Here is a 21696-nt window from a genome sequence, read left to right on the forward strand (position 1 = left end):
ACTCAGATAAACACGATCAACGCGACGCCACCGATGATCAGGCCAAACTTGGTCACGTAGTACAGGTTCTTGTTCCAGGCCTTGAAGCGGCGACGGTACTGACCGCCGAGCCAGACAAAGCGGAACAGCTTGTTGATCATGCCGGTCTGGTCGTTTTCGTCGTTCGGCGAACTCGCGGCGGTCATCACCTTGCGACCCAACCAATGGTTGACCGCAGCAGCCCAGCGGTAGCGCATCGGCCGCTCGATATCGCAGAACAGGATCAGGCGATCGGTCTCGCTCTTGTTCTCGGCCCAGTGCAGGTACGTTTCGTCGAACACCACACCCTGCCCGTCACGCCAGCTATGCCGCTCGCCATCTACCTCGATAAAGCAGCGATCGTCATTCGGCGTGGCCAGGCCCAGGTGATAACGCAGCGATCCAGCGAACGGATCACGGTGCGGATTGAGCTTGCCGCCGGGCGGCAGTTCGGCAAACATCGCGGCCTTGACCGATGGCATATCGCGCAGCAGTGCGACCGTGTTGGGGCAAAGCACTTCCGCCGACGGGTGCTGCGCTTCGTACCACTTCAGATAGAAGCGCTTCCAGCCGTACTTGAAGAACGAATTAAATCCGGCGTCATCGTTCTTGTCGGCGGCCTTGATCTTTCGCATCGCGATCAGCGCCAGGCCTTCGTCACGAATCTGCGGCCAGGCCGAACGGATCTTCTCCAGATCGGGAAACCGCTCGACCGGAATGTACGGCGTGCGCGGCACTCCGGAGAAGATGTACATGAAGCAGTTAAAAGGCGCGACCAGCGCTGAATGATCCAGCAACTGGCGCATAAAAGGCAGACGTACCTTGCCGCGGAAGTGCACATACAGGATGGCACCCAGATAGGCCGCGACGATAATCCACTTGATCACCCGAAATCCTCCAGGACAGACACCGCCCGAGTGCCGGGCGGGAAACGCGCTATTTTAGCGAATCGGCGATCCCGGTGCACTCGTGTGATTCAGGCGACTCTTTTATCTGCCCACGGGCATTCAGGACTTGCCTCGCGACTGGCGGGAGATCCTGTCGATCAGCACTCGCGCGTCATCCGACTTGCCCTGCAGGGTAAGCAACCTGGCATTAAGCACGATGTTCTCGAGCACGAGCTTGGCGGTGGACGCCCAAAGCGTGGCCAGCAGCGCCTCATGCGACATGCCGGAAGTCTCGAGTTCGGTGGAACGCTCGGCGATCAGTTTGCAGGCCATCGCCCGCAGGGCTTCATCGTCGAACGGCAGGTTTGCATAGTCGATGGGATCGGCCTTCTCCACCTCCACCATCAGTTGCAGCAGCATCTGTTCGGTCATCGGCAACCTCCTCTGACAAACGATCGTCACACGCGGAAATCTGCAGCCATATCAACATCTGTACGTGCTTCAAGGCGCCCGGAGCGACAGGCCTTCACGAACAGATCGTAATCCCGTTCCACCTGATCGGCGTATGCGTTCGAATAGGCGATCAGGGACTCGGCCATGCGGTCGCTGGCGCCGAGATACCCGCTGATCTCCGCGGCGTGGCCGCTGGCCTTGGCATGGGCGCGCGCCAGCACCCAGCCGCACACCTGGCCGTAGGTCGCCAGCAGATCGGCGTCCATGAGTTCGATATCGACCGAGAACTTCATGTCACGCAACTGGCGGATGTAGAAATGGCGCCCGAACGGCCCCTTCGACCAACCGAGAAACAGGTCACTGGCCGCCTGCATCAGACGCTGCCCGTCCACGACGCGGCGGCCTTCGTGCGACACCGCCGCCGACTTGAAGTAGCGCGCGACCACCGACTTGGTAGCCTCCTTGACCTGCAGGAACAACGGCTTGCCGTGGCCATCGATCAGCAACAGGATCAGGCAGCGCGTGCCGACGCTGCCAACGCCGACCACTTTGAAAGCCATGTCCTGCAGCTTGAAATGGTCGAGCAGCCGGCGCCGGTCGGCCGCAAGCGTCGACTTGTAGTCGCTGAAGGATTGGTCGATCAGCTTGGACGGATCGTCGATACTGAGCCAGTCATCGTCGGTCTCGAACAGCGTTTGCGCGCCATGGACATGGAACACCGCAGGCGGCGCATCGAGAATGCGCCAGCGGTCCCCATCGTGTTCGGTAAGCTTTGGCAACAGCGATTCATGGGTTCGCGCCGCGGCCCTCTCCATCGCGCGCCGGATGCGCTTCTGCACTTCCGGGTTGACTGCGGATTCGAGCAGGCGCTCGAAGGTAATGCGGTCGTACCAGGTATCGAGAATGGCCATCTCCGCATACTCGGCCATACGGTCACGGTAGCTGTTGGCGACCTGATAGACCATGTTGTCGGCGGCAGTGGCGCCGTGGCGAAGATGGCGTGCGGCAACGACAAAACTTGCGGCCAGGCGCTTCAGGTCCCACTCCCATGGTCCCGGGCTGGTTTCGTCAAAGTCATTGACGTCGAACAGTAGCGCGCGCTCGGGTGTGGCGAAGCCGCCAAAATTCATCAGGTGGCAGTCGCCGCAGATCTGCATCGTGAGCGATGAGTTCGGCGTTCCGGCCAGATCGTGTGCCTGGATGATTGCGCTACCGCGATAGAACGTGAATGGCGAAGCGATCATTCGCCCGTAACGCAGCGGGACGAGGCGAGAGACACGACCGGCGCTGCTCTCTTCCAGCAGGGAAATCGGATCGCGGTCGACGTTGCCAATCACTGCGTGATCACGTCGCTGCACTTTCTGCCGCAGGGCCTTGCCGCGCGCGCGGCGTTCTTCGACTTCTGCCACGTTTTCCACACATCCTCCATGTCTGGGCGTTACGACATTTCTGATTTGTGCAGCATATGCAACCACGCTAAGCGAACGCCGACGGCTTGTCAATTTGGCGCCCCACACTGGGTACAGCCTCCATGAAAGTGCCTTGGAGTCACATTCCCTTGATCGCCCGCAGAAAATCAGACGGGCCCCTACAAATCTGTCACAACTATCCGTGTAAGCTGTGGTCTGAGTTTCGCATTGCCAACGAGAACATCAGAATTTCATGACCAAAAGTTTTCTTGCTGCCATGCGTCAATACGTGTGGTTCAAAGGGGTCAAGCATCATGTGGTCCAAGGCGTCGAAGCGCTGTCGGACCTGCTTAAGTCCCCCTCCGCTGCGGCCCGCGCGGTCGCTGCGATCGTTGCCGAAACCGAACAAGGAGTGCAGGTATGGGTCTCCTACTTCGGCAAGCCCATGGACCCGCACACCAACTATGTACTGTGGCCGAACCGTGCGCTGAGACCCGTGCGCCGACGCGCCACGATATCGGAGCATCTGCTGCGCGACCGGTAACACGTTGACCGGCGCCCAGACGTTTCTCAATCGCTCGACAAGGAGTGGCCATGCCTGAACCGAAGCATGACGAAGCGCTGGTCAACAACTACCTCGAGCGCATCTCGGCGCTATCCGTCAGTGCGTTCGATGGAGCGGATGTTGGCCAGGAACTCACGCAGCTCATGCGCGACGCAAAGCGACATTGCTCCGGCGGCAACCTTGACGTGCTGACGTCGCGATTGAGAGATCGCATCGACGCCGCTGATCGCGAGGATCAACCTCAAGTACGCGATACCTTCGCCATGGCTGTTTCGCTGATTCAGGGCTAGGCCACTAGCTCTCTTCCGACACACAGGCACGACACAAGCTTCTATGCAGCACATGCGTACACGGCGCATGAAAAAGTGCCGCGCTTACGCGCACTCAACTTCAATTCGTATATCTGGGAAAACGTTGGCCGGACGGCCGATGAACAACTTGAGGACTTAGACCCAATACATAAAGGTCTTGGTTGCGGGGGCAGGATTTGAACCTGCGACCTTCGGGTTATGAGCCCGACGAGCTGCCAAACTGCTCCACCCCGCGTCTGAAGAAGGAGATTATGACGCAATTGCACGAGCATCGCAAGCCTTTCTTGCACCATTGTTAAGAATGGCCGCGCGACCGGCACCAGCATCACCTCCCAGATGCACCTATGCGGCGCGGCTCGCACGCGATGCGGCCTCGAATTCATCGATCGTGGCATCGACATAGCGATTCACGTTATCCAGCGCTTCCAGCCTGGTATCGAACGGCTGGCGCGGGAACGGGTTGTGCAATGCCATCAACACTTCGCCATCCTCACGGCGAATGATCTCGATCATGATGGCCCACTTGCCCTTCGGCAAGGCAACGACCTCGTAGATGATCTTGAACCCATCGTACTCGGGCATGGTGAACTCCCTTCTCTGCTGCTGACGCGCACGTACTGGCGCGCCTCACATTCAGGCTAGGAGTCATCCCCGGAAGCAAAAATGATCGCGATCAAACGATGCCGGATTCGGCTTGATATGCGCCATTGCGTGTATCGCAATGGCTGACCTGCTGCTGCCGGACTCAGCGCACCGGCCCAATCAACTTGTCGATCAGGGCATATGCCGCGCTGAATGCAGCAACCTCCGCCGCATGGCGCGTGACGAAGGATGGAGCACATGACAGGAGTTCGGTATCGCCGGCATCTGAAGGATCCATCCCTTCCTGACCTACGCGGACCTCATAGCCCCAGCAGCGCTTTCCCGCAGCACCGGCGCCTTCCGTCACCAGCACATACGCATCCATGCCGCGATAACCCTCCACTCGCCACTCTTCTGCTTGCTGCTGCATAAGCTGTCTCCCTCGAGGGTCCTGACGATATGAAACTGGAGCCGGTCCGCCGCGATGCGTTCCGATTCGAAGATCCACCACTGGAGAAAGGATAGGCGCGAGAGCCTGGGAAGTACGGGAGGAGAAGATAAAGATTGCGCCGAATGCGCAAATGAAAAAAGGGCTTCCATTTCTGGAAGCCCTTTTCTCGTATAGGTTGGCGCGGCTGGCAGGATTCGAACCCACGACCCCTTGGTTCGTAGCCAAGTACTCTATCCAACTGAGCTACAGCCGCAACCGAGAAAAGAGATTATATAGAAGTTTTCAGTTTTGTGAACCCCCTTCGTGCATTTTTTTCATGTGAAGGGTTCGGCAGTCGCAACTTCCTATAATGAGAGCCCGATGAAGTGATCCGGACCATGAACAAGGCTTTTGTCAAAGAGTCGTCGAACGATGACGACGAAGATCTTCCCGAAGGCGCCACGCCACTGCCCGCCGGCACCAAGAACTACATCACCGCCGCGGGCTACAAACGCCTGCGCGACGAATTGATGCACCTGATCGACGTGGAGCGTCCGGACATCGTGCAGATCGTGTCGTGGGCTGCATCGAACGGCGACCGCTCCGAGAATGGCGACTATCTTTACGGCAAGAAGCGCCTGCGCGAAATCGACCGCCGCATTCGCTTCCTCACCCGTCGCCTGGACAAGGCCGAAGTCGTCGATCCTTCGATGCAGGGCGACAACGATCAGATCTTCTTCGGCGCCACGGTCACCTATGCCAATCAGTCAGGCGAGGAAACGACGATCACGATCGTAGGCATGGACGAGGTCGACCTCGACAGCAATCACGTAAGCTGGATTTCGCCGATCGCCAAGGCACTGATCAAGGCGCGCGAGGGCGACACGGTGCCGCTTCGCACACCGGCCGGCATGGAACAGATCGATATTCTGGAAGTCCGCTACCCGCAGAAGTCTTAGCCGTCGTTGCGGTCGCGGAAGATTCGGATCACATCAGGGTTGCGTCGCAGCGCCCGCATGACGTTGGCCAGGTGCAGGCGGTTCTGCACCTGGATCACGAACTGCATGTAGGTAGCCTCCTGATGGCCGCCCTGCTGCGGTTCCATCGCCACGTGCGCGACGTTGGCATCCGCGGAGGTCAGGTCCGCAGCCACTCGGGCCACGATACCCTTGACGTTGCGGACCATGATCTTGATCGACACGTCGAAGGCGCGCGTCGTCTTCTTGGCCCACATCACCTCGATCCAGTGCTCCGGGTCCTTGCTGTGCAGCCGCTTGGCCACCTTGCAATCCTGCACGTGGATCTGCAGCCCTTCGCCCTTGCCGAGGTAGCCGACGATCGAATCGCCGGGGATCGGACGGCAGCAAGCCGAGAAGATCATCGACATGCCTTCGTCGCCGGTAATCGGCACGGCCGGCGCATCTTCCCCCGCGAACGTCTGGACGGCTGCCAGCAACGCGCTGTCGACATCTCCCGACAGTTCCTGCAGCAGGATTTCCATCCGGCGCGCGACCACTGCGGGCACACGGCGTCCCAGCGCGAGGTCGGCGAAGATGTCTTCCTTGAGCTTGTTGCCTGTCCACTGGATCATGCGATCCCAGACCGACTGCGGCACCGCCTTGAGCTCGATGCCGAGCTGGCGCGTCGATTGTTCCAGCAGGCGCTCGCCGAGCTGGATCGCCTCGTCGAGCTTGGTGGTCTTCAGGTAGTGGCGAATCGCCGCGCGCGCCTTGCCCGTGCGCACGAACGCCAGCCATGACGGATTCGGCTTCGAGTACGGCGCCGTCACGACCTCGACGATGTCGCCACTCTTGAGCTCCGTGCGCAACGGCAGAAGCTCGTTGTTGATCTTGACCGCCACACACTGGTTACCCAGGTCGCTGTGGACCGCGTAGGCAAAGTCGAGTGCCGTCGCGCCGCGGGGCAGCGCGCGAATGTGCCCCTTCGGCGTGAACACGTACACGGCGTCCGGGAACAGATCGATCTTGACGTGTTCGAGGAATTCCTGCGAATCGCCGGTCTGGCTCTGGATATCGAGCAGCGACTGCAGCCACTGGTGCGCCTGCTGCTGGATATCGTTGGCATGATCCGCCTGGTGCTTGTACATCCAGTGCGCAGCCACGCCGGCCTCGGCGATCTGATGCATCCCACGGGTGCGGATCTGGAACTCCACCGGCGTGCCGAACGGGCCAACCAGCGTCGTGTGCAGCGACTGGTAGCCGTTGATCTTCGGAATGGCGATGTAATCCTTGAACTTGCCCGGCATCGGCTTGTAAAGGCCGTGCAGCGCGCCCATCGCCATGTAGCAGTGCATCTGTGTTTCCACGACCACGCGGAAACCATAGACATCGAGCACCTGCGAGAACGACAACTGCTTGTCGTGCATCTTGCGGTAGATGCTGTAGAGCGTCTTCTCGCGGCCCGACAATTCCGCCACGATGCCGGCCCCGGCCAGCGCGGACTGGGCGGCTTCCAGAATCCGCTTGACCACTTCGCGCCGGTTGCCGCGCGCGGCCTTCACGGCTTTCTCGAGCGTGGCGTAGCGGAATGGCGAGCCGACCTTGAACGACAGTTCCTGCAGCTCGCGATAAATCGTATTGAGACCCAGCCGATGCGCGATCGGCGCGTAGATCTCCATGGTCTCCAGCGCAATCCGTCGCCGCTTCTCGGGCGGCACGAAATCGAGCGTACGCATGTTGTGCGTGCGATCGGCCAGCTTGACCAGAATCACCCGCACGTCGCGCGCCATCGCCAGCAGCATCTTGCGGAAGCTCTCCGCCTGCGCCTGCTCCCGGCTCTGGAATTCGAGCTTGTCCAGCTTGGTCAGACCATCTACGAGTTCGGAGACCTTCGGACCGAATTTCTCGGCCAGTTCGCTCTTCGTGATGCCCTGGTCCTCCATCACGTCGTGCAGCAGCGCCGCCATGATGGATTGCACATCGAGCTTCCAGTCGGCGCAAAGCTCGGCCACCGCCACCGGGTGCGTGATGTACGGTTCCCCGCTTTGCCGGTACTGGCCCAGGTGGGCCTCGTCGGAAAACTGGAATGCCTCGCGCACCAGGGCCTGATCGGCAGGCTTCAGGTACACGAGCTTCTCCATCAGCCGCGTGATCGAGATGACCTGTTGGCGCGGCGGCACCGCCGGCTGCGAGGTCGGCCCGAAAAAGTGCCGATAAGACTGCGCCAGCACGGCGTCGATGAACAGATCGCCACCGGGAGCCGCGGGCACCGTGCCAGCCACGGGCTCGGCATTGAGCTCGTTGGTCAACGCGGTGCGTGACTTGCCTTGCTGGATCGGCGGTACGACGGCACGCTCGCCGACGACGTTGTCGCCGAGCGGATCGGGAAGATTGGGAGCACCGGTACGGGCAGTCACAGTGGATTGTCCTGGACGCTTACGTCCGGTCGGTCCGGCTTGCGATGGTGTGGACGCCAGTGCGGAGGAAGCCGGCAGCGGCGCTCCGGAACCCACTGTCGTGGCGGAGGCGGACTGCCCGCTGGTCGCCGGCCGGCCATGCGGAGCCCGCGACGCCGGTTCGGCGGGCGGAGCAACGGCAGGATCGGGCGGCGGGAAAGTCATGGGGACGGCCCCTGTCATTCAGCGGAACGCGCGGCTGAAAGCGCATATATGCGAAGCGACGATGAACCACAGGCCGTCCCGGCAATCAGGTCGGTACCTTCTTCAGCATCTCGATGCCAACCTGGCCCGATGCGATCTCGCGGAGCGCCACCACGGTGGGCTTGTCCTTTGCCTCGACCTTGGGCGTGTGACCCTGCACGAGCTGACGTGCACGGTACGTCGCGGCGAGAGCGAGCTCGAAGCGGTTCGGGATGTGTTTCAGACAATCTTCGACGGTAATACGCGCCATATCAAATCCACCTTGGGATGAAACCTGTTCGACAGGCCGGTATTTTACAGCACGCGGCCGGAACCTTCCGGCCACGCGCCTGCTTTAGTGAATTCCGAGCTCGATGAACAACTCGGCGTGTCGTGCTTTCTGCGACGAAAAGCGCAAACGGGTCGCGTGAACGACGTTCTGCAGCTGCTTCAACGCGTCATCGAATACCTCGTTGATGATCACGTAATCGGACTCCGATGCATGCGACATCTCACTACCCGCGGCAAGCAGGCGGCGGACGATCACATTGGGCTCGTCCTGGCCCCGCTTCTTGAGGCGTTCTTCCAGCGCCGTCAGCGACGGCGGCAGGATGAAGATCTCGACGGCGTTCGAAAACCGCTTGTGCACCTGCTGCGCGCCCTGCCAGTCGATCTCCAGCAACACGTCGGTACCCTGGGCCATCTGCTGCTCGATCCAGACGCGGGACGTGGCGTAGTAATTGCCGTGCACTTCCGCCCACTCCAGGAATTCGCCCCGATCGCGCGCGGCGCGGAACTCGTCCACGGAGATGAAGTGGTACTCGCGGCCGTTCTGCTCACCGGGACGCGGACCGCGCGTGGTGTGCGAGATCGACAGGCGGATTGCCTTGTCCTGCGCCAGCAGCGCGTTGACCAGCGTGGATTTGCCGGCCCCGGACGGGGCCACCACCATGAACAGGTTGCCTGGATAGGCGGTATCGATGGCGGTGTGGGTCGTTTCGCTCATGATCTTATTCGAGGTTTTGAATCTGCTCGCGCATCTGCTCGATCAGGAGCTTGAGCTCCATCGAGGCATCGGCGAGTTCCTTCGCGGCGGCTTTCGAGCCGAGCGTGTTCGCTTCGCGGTTGAGCTCCTGCATCATGAAGTCCAGCCGCTTACCGACCTGGCCACCCTTCTTCAGGATATGCCGGGTTTCGTTGAGATGGGTCTGCAGGCGCGCCAGTTCTTCGGCGATGTCGATGCGGATGCCGTAGACCGTGGCTTCCTGGCGGATGCGCTCGGCAATCTCGTCGCGGCTCATCGACGGCATGCCGTTCGGCGCGACCAGGTTGAAAGCCTCCTTCAGGCGTTCGGTCAGTTTTTCCTGGTGGTGGGCGATCAACTGCGGAATCATCGGCGTCAGGCGCTCGACGATCGCCAGCATGGCGTCGATCCGCTCCTCCAGCGTGGCCTTGAGCGCCGCGCCTTCACGGCGGCGGGCTTCCAGAAGCTGGTTCAGCGCTTCCCGGGCGGCGCCCATCACGGCATCGCGCAGGGCTTCCTGCGACAGTTCGGGCTCCACCAGCACGCCCGGCCAGCGCAGGATTTCGCCCATGCGCATCGTGCCGGCCGACGCAAACGTTGCCCCGACGGTGGCTTCCAGCGCACGGATCTGGTCGAGCAGCGTCTGGTTCAGCGCCAGCGTGGCGCCGCCGGTGTCGGTGCGCTGGAGGTTGATGCGGCACTCCAGCTTGCCACGCGACAGCTCGCCCATCAGCATCTCGCGCAGGGCCGGCTCGAAGGCGCGACACTCTTCCGGCGCGCGGAACAGCAGGTCGAGGAAGCGCGAGTTGACAGTGCGGAACTCCACCGAAACCGACGCGGTACGGCCACTCGGTTCGCCCTGGGCGTTGGTGAGCGGTGCCTGGCCCGTGGCCAGGCCATAGCCTGTCATGCTGTGGATCATCGTCGGTAATCTCGCGAAAAAATCGAATAATCGAAAAACGCCGGGTAAGGCGCGGCGACCGGCTCCCCGAAAGGATCGGGGGCAGGCCGATCGCCTGAAAAATCAACTGAAAACAGAGGCAGAAAAACGCGGATATTTGGCAACAGTCCCCGCCAATGAATTCTTTACAAGTGACCGATTAGCCCGGAGAATCCGGGAGCAAATAAGGTCCCGAATCCTATGACAGAGTCCAAGGGCGCTAACCAGTCCAAGAGCGCGCCGCTGCCAATCGGCACGCTGCTGGCCAACTACCGTATTGTAAAGAAGTTGGCCAGTGGGGGGTTCAGTTTCGTCTACCTCGCCACGGACGAAACGGGCGCCCCGGTGGCCATCAAGGAATACCTGCCGTCGTCACTGGCCCGCCGCAGTCCCGGCGAGCTGATCCCGGTCGTTCCGGACGAGAACGTGGCCTCATTTCGCCTTGGCCTGAAGTATTTCTTTGAGGAAGGACGGTCGCTGGCCCGTATTTCGCACCCCAGCGTGGTCCGCGTGGTGAATTTCTTCCGCGAGAATTCCACGGTCTACATGGTCATGAACTACGAGCTGGGCAAGACGCTGCAGGAGCATATCCTGCAGGCCCGGCAGCAGGGCAAGGCCAAAGTCCTCCGCGAACGGTTCATCCGCAAGGTATTCCACGACCTGATGAGCGGCCTGCGGGAAGTGCATATCCACAAGCTGCTGCATCTGGACATCAAGCCGGGAAATATTTACCTGCGCGAGGACGAATCGCCGATCCTGCTTGATTTCGGCGCGGCCCGCCAGATCCTGACCATGGAAGCATCGCGTTTCCAGCCGATGTACACCCCGGGGTTCGCGGCACCCGAGCTCTACGGCAAGCATACGGACCTCGGCCCGTGGACCGATATCTACAGCCTGGGCGCCACGCTCTATGCCTGCATGGCCGGAATGCCGCCGCAGGAGGCCAACCAGCGTGAGAAGGAAGACCGCATGACCGAGTCGTTCGGTCGGCTGCGGGCCACCTACACGAACGGACTGGTCGATCTGGTTGAGTGGTGCCTGCGCCTGACGCCGGCCGAGCGGCCGCAAAGCGTGTTCCGGCTGCAGAAGGAACTGCGCGACCAATCGAACGCGCTGGGCGAGCAGTCGGCTGCGGCCATGGCCGCCAATCCCGCAGGCCCCGTCACCGAGCGCCTGAACGCCACCAGCCGCTTCATGACCTTGCTGCGCCGCCGCGAAGAGAAGGCCCTGCCCGCCACCGAGGCAGGCCACGGCGGCAACTGATGCCAAACCGGCACGAACATAACGCATTCCGCTAAGCCAACATGCGATTCTCCGTCTATCAGGAAAGCCGCAAGGGCGGCCGCCGTATCAACCAGGACCGCATGGGCTACTGCTTCACGCGCGACGCCCTGCTGATGGTGCTGGCCGATGGCCTTGGCGGCCACGCGCTCGGCGAAGTTGCCGCGCAGCAAGCCTTGCAGACGCTGGCGCGCCAGTTCCAGACCCAGGCCCGTCCGGCGATCCGGAATCCTGCCGACTTTCTGCAGGACACGATCATGCTGGCGCATCGCGAGATCCACCGCTATGCCGAAGCCAACCGGCTGGCCGATATCCCGCGTACCACTGTGGTGTGCTGCCTGATCCAGCATGGCCAGATCCACTGGGCGCACGCCGGCGACTCGCGCTTCTACCTGATGCGCAAAGGCGCCCTGCTGACCCGCACGCGCGACCACTCGAAGATCGAGAATCTGTTGCAGCAGGAACGCGTGCTGCCGATGGACGTGGCCAACCACCCGGAACGCAACAAGCTCTACAACTGCCTCGGCTCGCCGAACCTGCCGCTGATCGACATCGGCGGCCCGGTGCGGCTGAACCCGGGCGACGTGGCGCTGCTGTGCTCCGACGGCCTCTGGGGCAGCCTTGAGGAAGACATCATCGTCGACAAGGTCACCCATCTTTCGGTGGTCCATGCGATACCTGACCTGATCGAACGGGCGCTTGCGAACGCCGGCGAAGGTGCCGATAACACCACAGCCATCGCAATGATGTGGGAAGCGGACGCCAATGTGCCGAACGACGACGCAGTGCTGACCGACACCCTGCCGCTCAATGCGTTCACCACTTCCATCCTCGAGCGCACGGGCAGCGAGACCGATCTGCTGTCCGAGGAAGAAATCGAACGCTCGATTGCCGAGATTCGCGCGGCGATCGACAAGACCAGCAACCTGATGCGCTGAGGCGCCGGGGGTCCCGGCAGGCACGCAAGGCTCGCCGGCGTTAGAATCGCGGTCTCACACGATTCTAACGAAAGACTCCACATGCGACCCAGCGGACGCGCGGCCGATGCGCTGCGACCCATCACCCTGACCCGCCAGTACACCCGCCACGCCGAAGGCTCGGTGCTGAGTGCCTTTGGCGATACCAAGGTGCTGTGCACCGCCAGCGTGCTGGCAAAGGTGCCTCCGCACAAGAAAGGCAGCGGTGAAGGCTGGGTCACAGCCGAGTACGGCATGTTGCCGCGCGCCACGCACACCCGCTCGGACCGCGAAGCCGCCCGAGGCAAGCAAACCGGCCGCACCCAGGAAATCCAGCGCCTGATCGGGCGCGCCATGCGTTCGGTGTTCGACCTGGCAGCGCTGGGCGAATACACGATCCACCTCGATTGCGACGTCCTGCAGGCCGACGGCGGCACGCGTACCGCCGCCATCACAGGCGCCTTCGTGGCGGCGCACGATGCCGTATCCGCAATGCTGCGCGATGGCCAGATCAAGGCGAGCCCGATCCGCGACTTCGTGGCGGCCGTCTCCGTCGGCATGGTGAGTGGCGTGCCGGTGCTCGACCTCGACTACGCCGAAGACAGCAACTGCGATACCGACATGAACGTGGTCATGACCGGCAGTGGCGGCTTCGTGGAAGTCCAGGGCACGGCCGAAGGCACGCCCTTCAGCCGCGCCGACCTCGACGCCATGACGCGCCTGGCCGAGGCCGGCATCGCCGAACTCGTGCGCCACCAGAAGCAGGCGCTCGGGCTGTAAGCGCAGGGGAATATGTCGATGCAACGTCTGGTTCTGGCCTCCAACAATCCCGGCAAGCTGCGCGAATTCAGCGCGCTGCTCTCTCCGCTCGGCTTTGATGTCGTGCCGCAAGGCGAACTGGGCGTGCCCGAAGCCGAGGAACCGTTCGCCACATTCGTCGAGAACGCGCTGACCAAGGCCCGCCACGCTGCACGGCTGACGGGAATGCCCGCGCTGGCGGATGACTCGGGTATCTGCGTCGAAGCGCTCGACGGCGCACCTGGCGTGTACTCGGCGCGTTATGCCCAGACCGTCGGCAAGCCAAAGTCGGACGCGGCCAACAACGCCCACTTGATCTCGCAACTGGCAGGCAAGCTGAACCGCCGCGCGCACTACTACTGTGTGCTGGTGATGGTGCGGCACGCCGATGATCCGCGACCCATCATCGCCGAAGGCATCTGGGCCGGCGAAGTGGTTGACGCCCCGCGCGGCAATGGTGGCTTTGGCTATGATCCGCACTTCCTGCTGCCCAGCGTCGGCAAGACGGCCGCCGAACTGAGCGCTGAAGAGAAGAACGCGATCAGCCATCGTGCCCTGGCACTGCAGGAACTGGTGGCCCGCTTGCAGACCGCCGGCATCAAGAGCTGCGCATGATCCCGATCGTCCCTGTCGGCGGTGGCACGCCGGCCACATCCTCGCCGCTATCCCCGGCCGACAACCAGAAGCTTTGGCTCAAGCCGGGCCAGATCGCCCTGCCCGGCTCGCCGCCGCTTTCGCTCTACGTGCACATCCCATGGTGCGTGCGCAAATGCCCGTATTGCGATTTCAACTCGCACGCGGCACCGGGCAAGCCGGATAGCCATGAGATTCCCGAGGACGCCTACCTCGACGCGCTGCGCGCAGATCTTGAGCAATCGCTGCCACTGGTATGGGGGCGTCCCGTGCATACGGTGTTCATCGGCGGCGGCACACCGAGCCTGCTGTCGGCCGCTGGCATGGACCGCCTGCTATCGGACATCCGCGCGCTGCTGCCGCTCGATGCCGATGCCGAGATTACGATGGAAGCCAACCCCGGCACCTTCGAAGCCGAACGGTTCGCAAGCTATCGGGCCAGCGGCATCAACCGGCTGTCGATCGGCATCCAGAGTTTCAACGACGCCCACCTGAAAGCGCTTGGCCGGATCCACGGCGAGCGCGAGGCACGCGCGGCCATCGACATCGCGCTGAAGCACTTCGACAACGTCAATCTGGACTTGATGTATGCGCTGCCGGGGCAGACCCTGGACGAATGCGCGCGCGACCTGGACGCAGCGTTGTCGTACGGCACCACGCACCTGTCGCTCTATCACCTGACGCTGGAACCGAACACGCTGTTTGCGAAGTTTCCGCCCGCGCTGCCGGACGAGGACACCGCCTACGAGATGCAGGACATCGTCGAGGCCCGTACGGCCCAGGCTGGGTATCGCCACTACGAAACATCGGCCTACGCGAAGCCACATCGCGAGGCGCGCCACAACCTCAACTACTGGCGCTTCGGCGACTACCTCGGCATCGGCGCCGGCGCCCACGGCAAGCTTTCGTTTCCAAACCGTATCCTGCGGCAGATGCGACACAAGCACCCGGCCACTTATATGGAGCAGGCCCTGGCTGGCAACGCCGTGCAGGAAGCGCGCGAAGTCGGCGCTGACGAACTCCCGTTCGAATTCATGCTCAACGCGCTGCGTCTGACGGACGGCGTGCCGGCATCGAGTTTCCACGACTACACCGGCTTGCCGTTGCACATGATCGGCAAGCAGCTTGCCGCAGCCGAGAAGAAGGGACTGCTCGACGCCGACCCTACCGTGATCAAGCCGACTGAACTCGGCCGACGCTTCCTCAACGACCTGCAGGAGATGTTCCTGAAGGATTGAGGTTGCCCACACGGACGACGCGACGAGAGCGTCGAGCCAGAATGAAAAACGCCACGCGAATGCCGCGTGGCGTTTTCTTTTGCCAAGGTAGCGAGGTATCGATCGGCTTAGTACGCCGTCGCCATATCGTTGGCCACTCGCGCGCGATCACCGACGCGCAGGTTGCCGATATTGCTTTGCGTCACCGTCGCCACGCGACCGTCGTCCAGTCGGACATTGACGCGATACGCGGTGCTGGTGTTCGACCCGGCCCGCTTCTCGATTTGATTACCCGCCACCGCGCCACCCACCGCGCCGACGATCGTTGCCACGGTCTGGCCAGAACCGCCACCGATCTGGTGTCCGAGCAAACCGCCGGCTGCGCCACCAATCACGGTGCCCAAAATGCCCGAGCTGCCCTGCGTGGTCTGGATCGGCTCGATCGATTCCACGCGGCCCACGAACACCGAACCGGCAGGCGCCTGATAGGTGTTGGTTCCCGGCTGTTGATAGCCAGTCGGCGGCGGCGCCGTGCTGTAGTTGCCGTAACCACCATAGCCCGGCTGCGCACAACCGGCCAGCCCGGCCACCAGCGCCAGAGCACCGGCAGCACCAAGAACCTGCCACGGTTTACGTTGTTTTTGCATGAAGTATTCTCCTCAAATCGCCTGTACAAACAGCGAACCTGCAGTATGAGACTGCATTCGCGCCTCTCTTAGGAGGCGCGATGGGCCGACAAGGTTCCGCTGTGTCGGACAACTCGAAGAACGACTCCAAAACAGCGAACCCACTCCATCATGATACTGCCAGCCCGCGCATCCCTGTATAATGCGCGGCCGGGCATACGCGCTGTCACGCTACAATGCCCGCAAGTCTTCCAGACACGGGAAGCGTGGCCGAGTGGTTTAAGGCAGCAGTCTTGAAAACTGCCGATGGGGTGACCCATCCGTGAGTTCGAATCTCACCGCTTCCGCCAGACTCCTCCGTTCGCAAACAGTCGGACGGTCAGACTGCCCTCGGCACATGCCCGCCTCCCGGGCGGCTCCACCGAATCAGGCCCCCAGGCAGGACTTCGCGATAATGCCCAACTGGACCTCGGCCGCACCGCCGAAGATCGTGTAGGCCCGCGCATTGAGGAAGTCAGGCAGCAAACACGCGCGCAACACCTCGTCTTCGGAAGGCTCCTCATCGTGGGCGTCGTCCGCGCGCCATCGCAAGCTCTCGGCGCCAACAACCGTCGTCCCCATTTCGCTGATTGCCTGCCGCAGCCTGCTGGCGCGGAGCTTCAGGACCGACGCCACCGGACCGGGGCTCTCACCCGGCGCCACCGAACACATCGTCTTCAATTCGAGCATCTCGAAGGCGTCGAGATCGGCGCGCACCTCTCCGAACCGGAGCCGCTGCAAGGCCGTGACGGTGGTATCACCATCACACTGCGCCTCTCCTGCCAGCACATCGCCGATCCGTTTGAGTTGCGAGCGCAGGCGAGGACTGAAGATGCCAGCCCCGCGCTCGAACTCGAGCAGATAGCGCGCGCACTGCCAGCCGTCGTTCTCCGCGCCGATGCGGTTGGCAACGGGCACGCGCACGTTGTCGAAGAACACTTCGTTGACGTCATGGTCGCCACCTATGGTTGGAATCGGGCGAACCGAGATCCCGGGCGTTTCCATGTCGATAAGAATGAAGCTGATGCCCTCCTGCCGCCGCCCTTCGGTGCTGGTGCGCACGAGTGCGAACATGCGATTCGCGTGGTGGGCGTGGGTCGTCCACAACTTGCTGCCGTTGATGACGTAGTGGTCACCATCGCGCACGGCGCGGGTTCGCAGCGATGCCAGATCGGAACCGGCGCCGGGCTCCGAGAATCCCTGGCACCAGTAGTCCTGCCCGGAAAGGATGCGCGACAGGTATGTCTGCTTTTGCGCCTCGGTGCCGTATCGCAATATCACCGGCCCGACCAGCCTCACCCCCATCGGATGGACAAGCGGCGCACCAGCGAGTGCGCATTCCGTCTCGAAGATGAATCGCTCGATACCGCTCCATCCCGTACCGCCCCACTCCCTGGGCCACAGCGGGACGAGCCATCCGCGCTCACGCAGACGTGCCTGCCACGGGCCCGAGATTTCCGGCTCCGGATACATCGCCGTCGTAAGTTGCTGCCCTCGACGCAGTTCCGCAGGCAGATGCTCGCGCAGGAAAGCGCGTACGGTGTCCCGAAACTCGACAAGTTCGGGTGTCAACAGCAGATCCATCAGTGTGCCTCCGCATATGCCGCCACAGCCTGGCCAGATGTCGCCGGATCAAGCAAGGTCTGGCTCATGCGCCAGTCGCCGGTGTACATGTCATTCCCCAATTGCATCGAATGCCAGTCGGCATGGCCATCCTGCAACCGGAAGCGCGTCAGCAGCCGGAACAACGCCGCTACGTGAAGCTCCTCCGAAACGCCCATCCCCCCATGCAACTGCACGGCCTGGGCGGCAACATAGCGTGCGGCACGGCCCGTACAGGACTGGGCTAGCGATGCCGCATCGCGTGCCAGCCGCCGGTCCGCAGCGATGCGAAGCGCGGCCAGTTCGCAAGCGGCACCCGCTTCCTCGCAGCAGACCGCCATTTCGGCAAGCCCGTGCTGTACCGATTGCAGGGCGGAGAGCGGCCGACCAAACTGCTCACGCTGCGTGACGTGAGACACGGTTGCTTCCAACGCCGCTCGCATCGCGCCAGCAGCTTCCCAGCAGGAGGCGACCAACGCCTCTGCAACGATCGTCATGAAGCCCTCGGCAATCTCCTGCTCGGAAGCGTTTTGGCCTAGGCGGGCGTCATCCGGCAGATAAACCTCGTCGAGCACGAGGTCTGCCGCGCGGCTGCCGTCCGCGACCGAGCATGCGCGCGACGTCATGCCGCCAGCATCCGACGGAACGATGAACAAGCCGATTCGGGGATTTGCGCCCTCTGCATGAATCGAGGCGCTGACCACCAGAGCATCGGCATCCGCCCCACCCGCGACCAGCGACTTCTTCCCGCGCAGCGTCCATCGCTCGTCGCGCGGATCCCATGTCGCCGTGGTCGCCGGCATCGCCCATGGGTCTTCACGCCCCGGCTCCGTATGAGCCATCGCAAGACAGCGCTCGCCTGTGATCAGCGGCGCTAGCCAGGTATCGCGCTGCGGCATGCTTCCCAGTACCGCGATGAGCTTGCCAGCCATCAGCACGCCACTCCGATAGCCGGGCGCTGCCACGCGATGCCGGCCGAACGCCCGCATGAGCAACCCCACCTCGACCGGGCCACCGCCGAAGCCACCATCGGCTTCGGCAAATGGCAGAGCGAGCCAGCCCATTTCCCCGAACGCTGGCCAGTACGCGCGCGCATCCCTGGCCTGCCGGACGTCGTCGGCGTTGCCCGCCAGCCAATGCAGCGCACTGCTCTCGAGCAACGTCTGCGTTTCCGTGAATGTCAGCTGCATGACTCAATCCGCCTGCGCACCGGAAGCCTTTGCGACCTTCGCCCACTTCACGGCATCCTGCTTGACGAAACCTGCGAACTGCGTGGGCGTGTTGCCGATGATGTCGAGACCGAGATCACGGAATTGCTGGATCAGCGCCGGGTCCTTGAGCGATTCCTGGACGGCCACGTAGACCCGTTGCACCGCCTCGGGCGACGTACCTGCCGGCGCCAGCAGCCCCAGCCATGGCATGGCTTCGTAGCCGGGCAGACCCGATTCGGCCACGGTGGGAACGTTCGGCAATGTGGCCGATCGCTTCGCCGTGGTCACCGCCAGCGCGCGCACGCTGCCGGCCTTGATGAACGGCGCCGACGACGCATAGGCATCGACCATGACCTGGACGTTCCCGCCGACCAGATCCGTCAGCGCCGGGGCGCTGCCCTTGTATGGGATATGCGTCATGTCCACGCCAGCCATCGACTTGAACAGTTCGGCCTCCAGGTGCGTGGACGTTCCGGTGCCGGCCGAGCTGTAGCTGAGTGCCTTGCCGCTCGTCTTCATGTAGGCGATCAAGTCCTTTACGCTATGCACGGGCACCGCGGCGTTGACCTCCAGCACGTGGACGACCGAAGCCACCAGCGTAATTGGCGCGAAGTCCCGAACCGGATCGTAGTTTACGTTCTTGTAGATGCTTGGCGCGATGCCCAGCGACGACGCGGCCATCAGCAACGTATAGCCGTCCGGCGCCTGCTTTGCGACGTAGTCCGATGCAATGACGGTACCAGCGCCAGGCTTGTTCTCGATCACGATCGGTTGGCCAAGCTGCTTGCGCATGCGCTCGCCCAGCGCGCGCGTCATGATGTCGGCGGCACCGCCGGGGGGAAATGGAACGATGATACGAACCGGCTTGCTCGGATAGGCATCCGCCGCCGCAACGGGCGTGGCGGCAACGGCAGCAAGCATCACCATCGACCCTGCAATCATGCGTTTGATCATGACAGTCTCCTCTTGTAGTTTCGTAGTTTCCGATGAACGTTTCGAATCGCTGGAACGGACTAACGCGCCGCAGGAAGCACCAGCGCGTCAAGCATCGCCACACCCTGACCACGCTCGCGCACCGTCAGCGGATTGATCTCCGCTTCCCCGGCGGTCTCCCCGAGCGCCACGAACGCACGCCCGAACGCAGCGATCGCTTCGCAAGCGCCGTCGATATCCCGAAGTGGCGCGTTGCGATAGCCATCGAGCAACGGGAATGCCTTCAACTCTTGCAGCATCTCGCGTGCGCCCGTGGCATCCACCGGTAACAGCCGATGTGTCACGTCCCGGTAGAGCTCGGTAAGCGTGCCGCCCAACCCCACGGTCAGGGCCGGTCCGAACACGGGGTCTCGCACTGCGCCGACGATCAGCTCCACGCCCTGCGCGGCCATCCGTTGCACGATCACGCCGTCGATGCGCGCGGTTGGCACATGACGCTGCACGTTATCCATCACGACGTGAAACGCCTCGCGTACCGCACCGGCGTTGGTGAGCCGTAACTGAACGCCGCCCGCCTCGGTCTTATGCGGCACATCGGCGCTCAGCACCTTCAGCGCCACCGGGAATCCGAGTTCCGCCGCGGCTGCGGCCGCGTCGTCCGCGCTCGTCGCAATGCGCTCGTCGATCGTCGGCACGCCGTGCGATGCGAACCACGCGCGCGCTTCGTACTCATTGCCGGGCAGCGATGTCGCGGCTATCGTCGAACCGGCACGTGAAGCGCTGGGCTGCGCCAGCGCGCGCCACGCCTTGCGGGCGCGACGCTCATGCCAGTGGAGAAACGGTGCGAGCGTCTGCATCGTCATGCCGATATCGGTCATGACCGGAATGCCCGCATCGCGCAGAAATTCACGCCGCGTCGAACGGCCAGTGTCGACAGCGACGATAAGCCTGCCGTGCTCCGCCACGACGGTGGCGAGATCGTCGGCCATCCGGTCCAGCAGGTAGCCCGGCGCGTACACAATGATGGTATCGACGGCATCGGAGCTTGCCAGCGCCCCGAGCGCGGTGCGAACGAACCCGGGATCATTGACGACGTTGCCAGTGACGTCGATCGGGTTCGACACCATGCCGTAGTCGGGAATGCCGGCCCGCAACGTATCCTGAAGTGCCGCCGGCAGCGTCGGCACCTCGAGCCCGGCGCCGATGCACTTGTCCGCCAGAATTGCCCCCACCGCCCCCGAAATGCTGACGATCGCGATGCGCCGGCCAGCGGACCGCTGGCGATAGCGCGCCAGTTCGGCGATATGCGCCATCTGGGCGAAGTCCTGGCACTCGATCACATTGAGCTGGGAGAATGCGGCGCGATAGATCGCCTGGTTGCCAGCCAACGCAGACGTGTGCGAGCGCACGGCTTCGCGCCCCTTGTCTGTTTCGCCAGCCTTGTAGATGATCAGCGGCTTGTCCGCCTCCGCGCACGCCGACGCCGCCTCGATGAACCTCGCGCCGTCGCGCAGCTCCTCGATATAGCCGATCACGACATCCGTTTGCGGGTCCTGAGCCAGGTACTCAAGGTATGCCGAGTAGTCGATGCAAGCCTCGTTACCTGTGTTGATGAATTGGCTGAAGGGCACACCCAGCTCGCGGGCGATGGCGAACACCGCCGCGCAAACATTGCCACTCTGCGTCAGCAGGCTCACGCGACCCCGCTCCGTCTGTGCCGGCGCGGTCTTGAATACCGATGCAAAGGCCGTATAGGCGTGCGTGTTGAGGTTAGCGAAGCCCATGCAGTTCGGGCCGGCCACCAACATGCCGCTGTCCCTCACATAGGCTTCCATGACGTCCTGCAGGGCCGCGCCGCTTTCTCCGGCTTCGGCGAAGCCTGCTGCATAGACGATCGCCGCGCGGATGCCGCGCGCGTGGCAACGCTTGAGCATCGCGGTCACATCCTCAGCCGCGATCGCGAGCACCGCCAGGTCGATGCCTTCGGGCAGGTCTTCCACCTGTCGATAGCAGCGCAGGCCGAATACGTTCTCGTACTTGGGATTGACCGGGTAGACGGCACCGGCATAGCCGAATCGAACCAGCAGGTCTATCGGCATACCGCCGATGCGGCCCGGATTGTCGCTGGCGCCGATGATCGCGATGGAGGCGGGATTCAACAGGGGTTCGAGCATGTGCGCCAT

Annotated in this window: 22 protein-coding genes and 3 tRNA genes; 9 read left to right on the forward strand and 16 right to left on the reverse strand. The window is 62.9% G+C overall.

Annotated elements, in window-relative coordinates; all coding sequences use genetic code 11:
- Nucleotides 1-2 precede the first annotated feature (2 nt).
- The 3 genes from lpxO to RN01_RS20480 form a co-directional block, all read right to left on the reverse strand.
- Nucleotides 3-905 carry a lipid A hydroxylase LpxO gene (gene lpxO, locus RN01_RS20470; protein ID WP_011515693.1) on the reverse strand — a complete coding sequence of 301 codons (903 nt, stop codon included), beginning with the start codon at nt 903-905 and terminating at the stop codon, nt 3-5.
- Between the two features lie 120 nt (nt 906-1025).
- Nucleotides 1026-1337, reverse strand: a complete 312-nt coding sequence (locus RN01_RS20475) for a hypothetical protein (RefSeq protein WP_008649737.1) — start codon at nt 1335-1337, stop codon at nt 1026-1028.
- Between the two features lie 26 nt (nt 1338-1363).
- Nucleotides 1364-2776, reverse strand: coding sequence for a DUF2252 domain-containing protein (locus RN01_RS20480; protein WP_017513106.1), 1413 nt, complete (start codon nt 2774-2776; stop codon nt 1364-1366).
- Nucleotides 2777-3020: 244 nt separating this feature from the next.
- On the opposite strand from RN01_RS20480, the gene RN01_RS20485 reads away from it, so the two are divergent.
- Nucleotides 3021-3311 (forward strand): hypothetical protein, encoded by a 291-nt coding sequence (locus RN01_RS20485; RefSeq protein ID WP_017513107.1) that lies wholly within the window; start codon nt 3021-3023, stop codon nt 3309-3311.
- 50 nt (nt 3312-3361) lie between these two features.
- A complete protein-coding gene (locus tag RN01_RS20490; RefSeq protein ID WP_017513108.1) occupies nt 3362-3622 on the forward strand; it encodes a hypothetical protein in 261 nt (86 codons plus the stop codon).
- Between the two features lie 179 nt (nt 3623-3801).
- Here the strand turns inward: RN01_RS20490 and RN01_RS20495 are convergent.
- The 4 genes from RN01_RS20495 to RN01_RS20510 form a co-directional block, all read right to left on the reverse strand.
- Nucleotides 3802-3878 (reverse strand) — tRNA-Met (locus tag RN01_RS20495).
- Between the two features lie 107 nt (nt 3879-3985).
- Nucleotides 3986-4225, reverse strand: coding sequence for a hypothetical protein (locus RN01_RS20500; RefSeq protein WP_017512806.1), 240 nt, complete (start codon nt 4223-4225; stop codon nt 3986-3988).
- 163 nt (nt 4226-4388) lie between these two features.
- Entirely contained in the window at nt 4389-4655 is a 267-nt protein-coding gene (locus tag RN01_RS20505; protein ID WP_017512805.1) for a hypothetical protein, read from the reverse strand.
- 197 nt (nt 4656-4852) lie between these two features.
- Nucleotides 4853-4929: transfer RNA gene (locus RN01_RS20510), tRNA-Arg, on the reverse strand.
- A gap of 124 nt (nt 4930-5053) precedes the next feature.
- Between RN01_RS20510 and greB the strand changes: the two genes are divergently transcribed.
- A complete protein-coding gene (gene greB, locus RN01_RS20515; RefSeq protein WP_017512804.1) occupies nt 5054-5614 on the forward strand; it encodes a transcription elongation factor GreB in 561 nt (186 codons plus the stop codon).
- Here greB and RN01_RS20520 read toward each other — a convergent pair.
- The 4 genes from RN01_RS20520 to RN01_RS20535 all read right to left on the reverse strand — a co-directional run bounded on the left by RN01_RS20520 (nt 5611) and on the right by RN01_RS20535 (nt 10199).
- Complete coding sequence (locus RN01_RS20520) at nt 5611-8031, reverse strand: bifunctional (p)ppGpp synthetase/guanosine-3',5'-bis(diphosphate) 3'-pyrophosphohydrolase (RefSeq protein ID WP_017512803.1); 2421 nt, start codon at nt 8029-8031, stop codon at nt 5611-5613. The genes greB and RN01_RS20520 overlap by 4 nt on opposite strands.
- A gap of 289 nt (nt 8032-8320) precedes the next feature.
- A complete protein-coding gene (gene rpoZ / locus RN01_RS20525; protein ID WP_006578656.1) occupies nt 8321-8524 on the reverse strand; it encodes a DNA-directed RNA polymerase subunit omega in 204 nt (67 codons plus the stop codon).
- Nucleotides 8525-8608: 84 nt separating this feature from the next.
- Nucleotides 8609-9259: a guanylate kinase gene (gene gmk, locus RN01_RS20530; RefSeq protein WP_008647042.1), complete on the reverse strand. Its 651-nt coding sequence runs from the start codon at nt 9257-9259 to the stop codon at nt 8609-8611.
- 4 nt (nt 9260-9263) lie between these two features.
- Entirely contained in the window at nt 9264-10199 is a 936-nt protein-coding gene (locus RN01_RS20535; protein ID WP_008647044.1) for a YicC/YloC family endoribonuclease, read from the reverse strand.
- Between the two features lie 219 nt (nt 10200-10418).
- Between RN01_RS20535 and RN01_RS20540 the strand changes: the two genes are divergently transcribed.
- From RN01_RS20540 to hemW, 5 genes are all read left to right on the forward strand, one after another.
- Nucleotides 10419-11480 (forward strand): serine/threonine-protein kinase, encoded by a 1062-nt coding sequence (locus tag RN01_RS20540; RefSeq protein ID WP_008647046.1) that lies wholly within the window; start codon nt 10419-10421, stop codon nt 11478-11480.
- Between the two features lie 41 nt (nt 11481-11521).
- Entirely contained in the window at nt 11522-12436 is a 915-nt protein-coding gene (locus RN01_RS20545; protein WP_011515681.1) for a PP2C family serine/threonine-protein phosphatase, read from the forward strand.
- Between the two features lie 81 nt (nt 12437-12517).
- Nucleotides 12518-13234 (forward strand): ribonuclease PH, encoded by a 717-nt coding sequence (gene rph / locus RN01_RS20550; protein ID WP_017512801.1) that lies wholly within the window; start codon nt 12518-12520, stop codon nt 13232-13234.
- A gap of 18 nt (nt 13235-13252) precedes the next feature.
- Nucleotides 13253-13867, forward strand: a complete 615-nt coding sequence (gene rdgB, locus RN01_RS20555) for an RdgB/HAM1 family non-canonical purine NTP pyrophosphatase (protein ID WP_011515679.1) — start codon at nt 13253-13255, stop codon at nt 13865-13867.
- Nucleotides 13864-15123 (forward strand): radical SAM family heme chaperone HemW, encoded by a 1260-nt coding sequence (gene hemW, locus RN01_RS20560; RefSeq protein WP_008646062.1) that lies wholly within the window; start codon nt 13864-13866, stop codon nt 15121-15123. Before rdgB ends, hemW begins: the two co-directional genes overlap by 4 nt.
- Before the next feature lie 107 nt (nt 15124-15230).
- Here the strand turns inward: hemW and RN01_RS20565 are convergent, their stop codons facing one another.
- Nucleotides 15231-15749, reverse strand: coding sequence for a glycine zipper 2TM domain-containing protein (locus tag RN01_RS20565; protein ID WP_017514972.1), 519 nt, complete (start codon nt 15747-15749; stop codon nt 15231-15233).
- A 239-nt stretch (nt 15750-15988) separates the two neighbouring features.
- Here RN01_RS20565 and RN01_RS20570 point away from each other — a divergent pair.
- Nucleotides 15989-16078 (forward strand) — tRNA-Ser (locus tag RN01_RS20570).
- Nucleotides 16079-16154: 76 nt separating this feature from the next.
- Here the strand turns inward: RN01_RS20570 and RN01_RS20575 are convergent.
- Genes RN01_RS20575 through RN01_RS20590 form a run of 4 tightly spaced genes read right to left on the reverse strand, consistent with a single transcriptional unit; the run spans nt 16155 to nt 21696 of the window.
- Nucleotides 16155-17351, reverse strand: a complete 1197-nt coding sequence (locus tag RN01_RS20575; protein WP_017514973.1) for an acyl-CoA dehydrogenase family protein — start codon at nt 17349-17351, stop codon at nt 16155-16157.
- Complete coding sequence (locus RN01_RS20580) at nt 17351-18559, reverse strand: acyl-CoA dehydrogenase family protein (protein WP_024569094.1); 1209 nt, start codon at nt 18557-18559, stop codon at nt 17351-17353. The genes RN01_RS20575 and RN01_RS20580 overlap by 1 nt, the downstream gene beginning before the upstream one ends.
- Before the next feature lie 3 nt (nt 18560-18562).
- The gene (locus RN01_RS20585; protein WP_008646055.1) at nt 18563-19534 is read right to left on the reverse strand and encodes a tripartite tricarboxylate transporter substrate binding protein; all 972 of its coding nucleotides are present in this window, start codon (nt 19532-19534) and stop codon (nt 18563-18565) included.
- A gap of 59 nt (nt 19535-19593) precedes the next feature.
- A complete protein-coding gene (locus tag RN01_RS20590) occupies nt 19594-21696 on the reverse strand; it encodes an acetate--CoA ligase family protein (RefSeq protein WP_017514494.1) in 2103 nt (700 codons plus the stop codon).

Source organism: Cupriavidus sp. SHE, from assembly GCF_000812445.1.
Taxonomy (GTDB): domain Bacteria; phylum Pseudomonadota; class Gammaproteobacteria; order Burkholderiales; family Burkholderiaceae; genus Cupriavidus; species Cupriavidus metallidurans.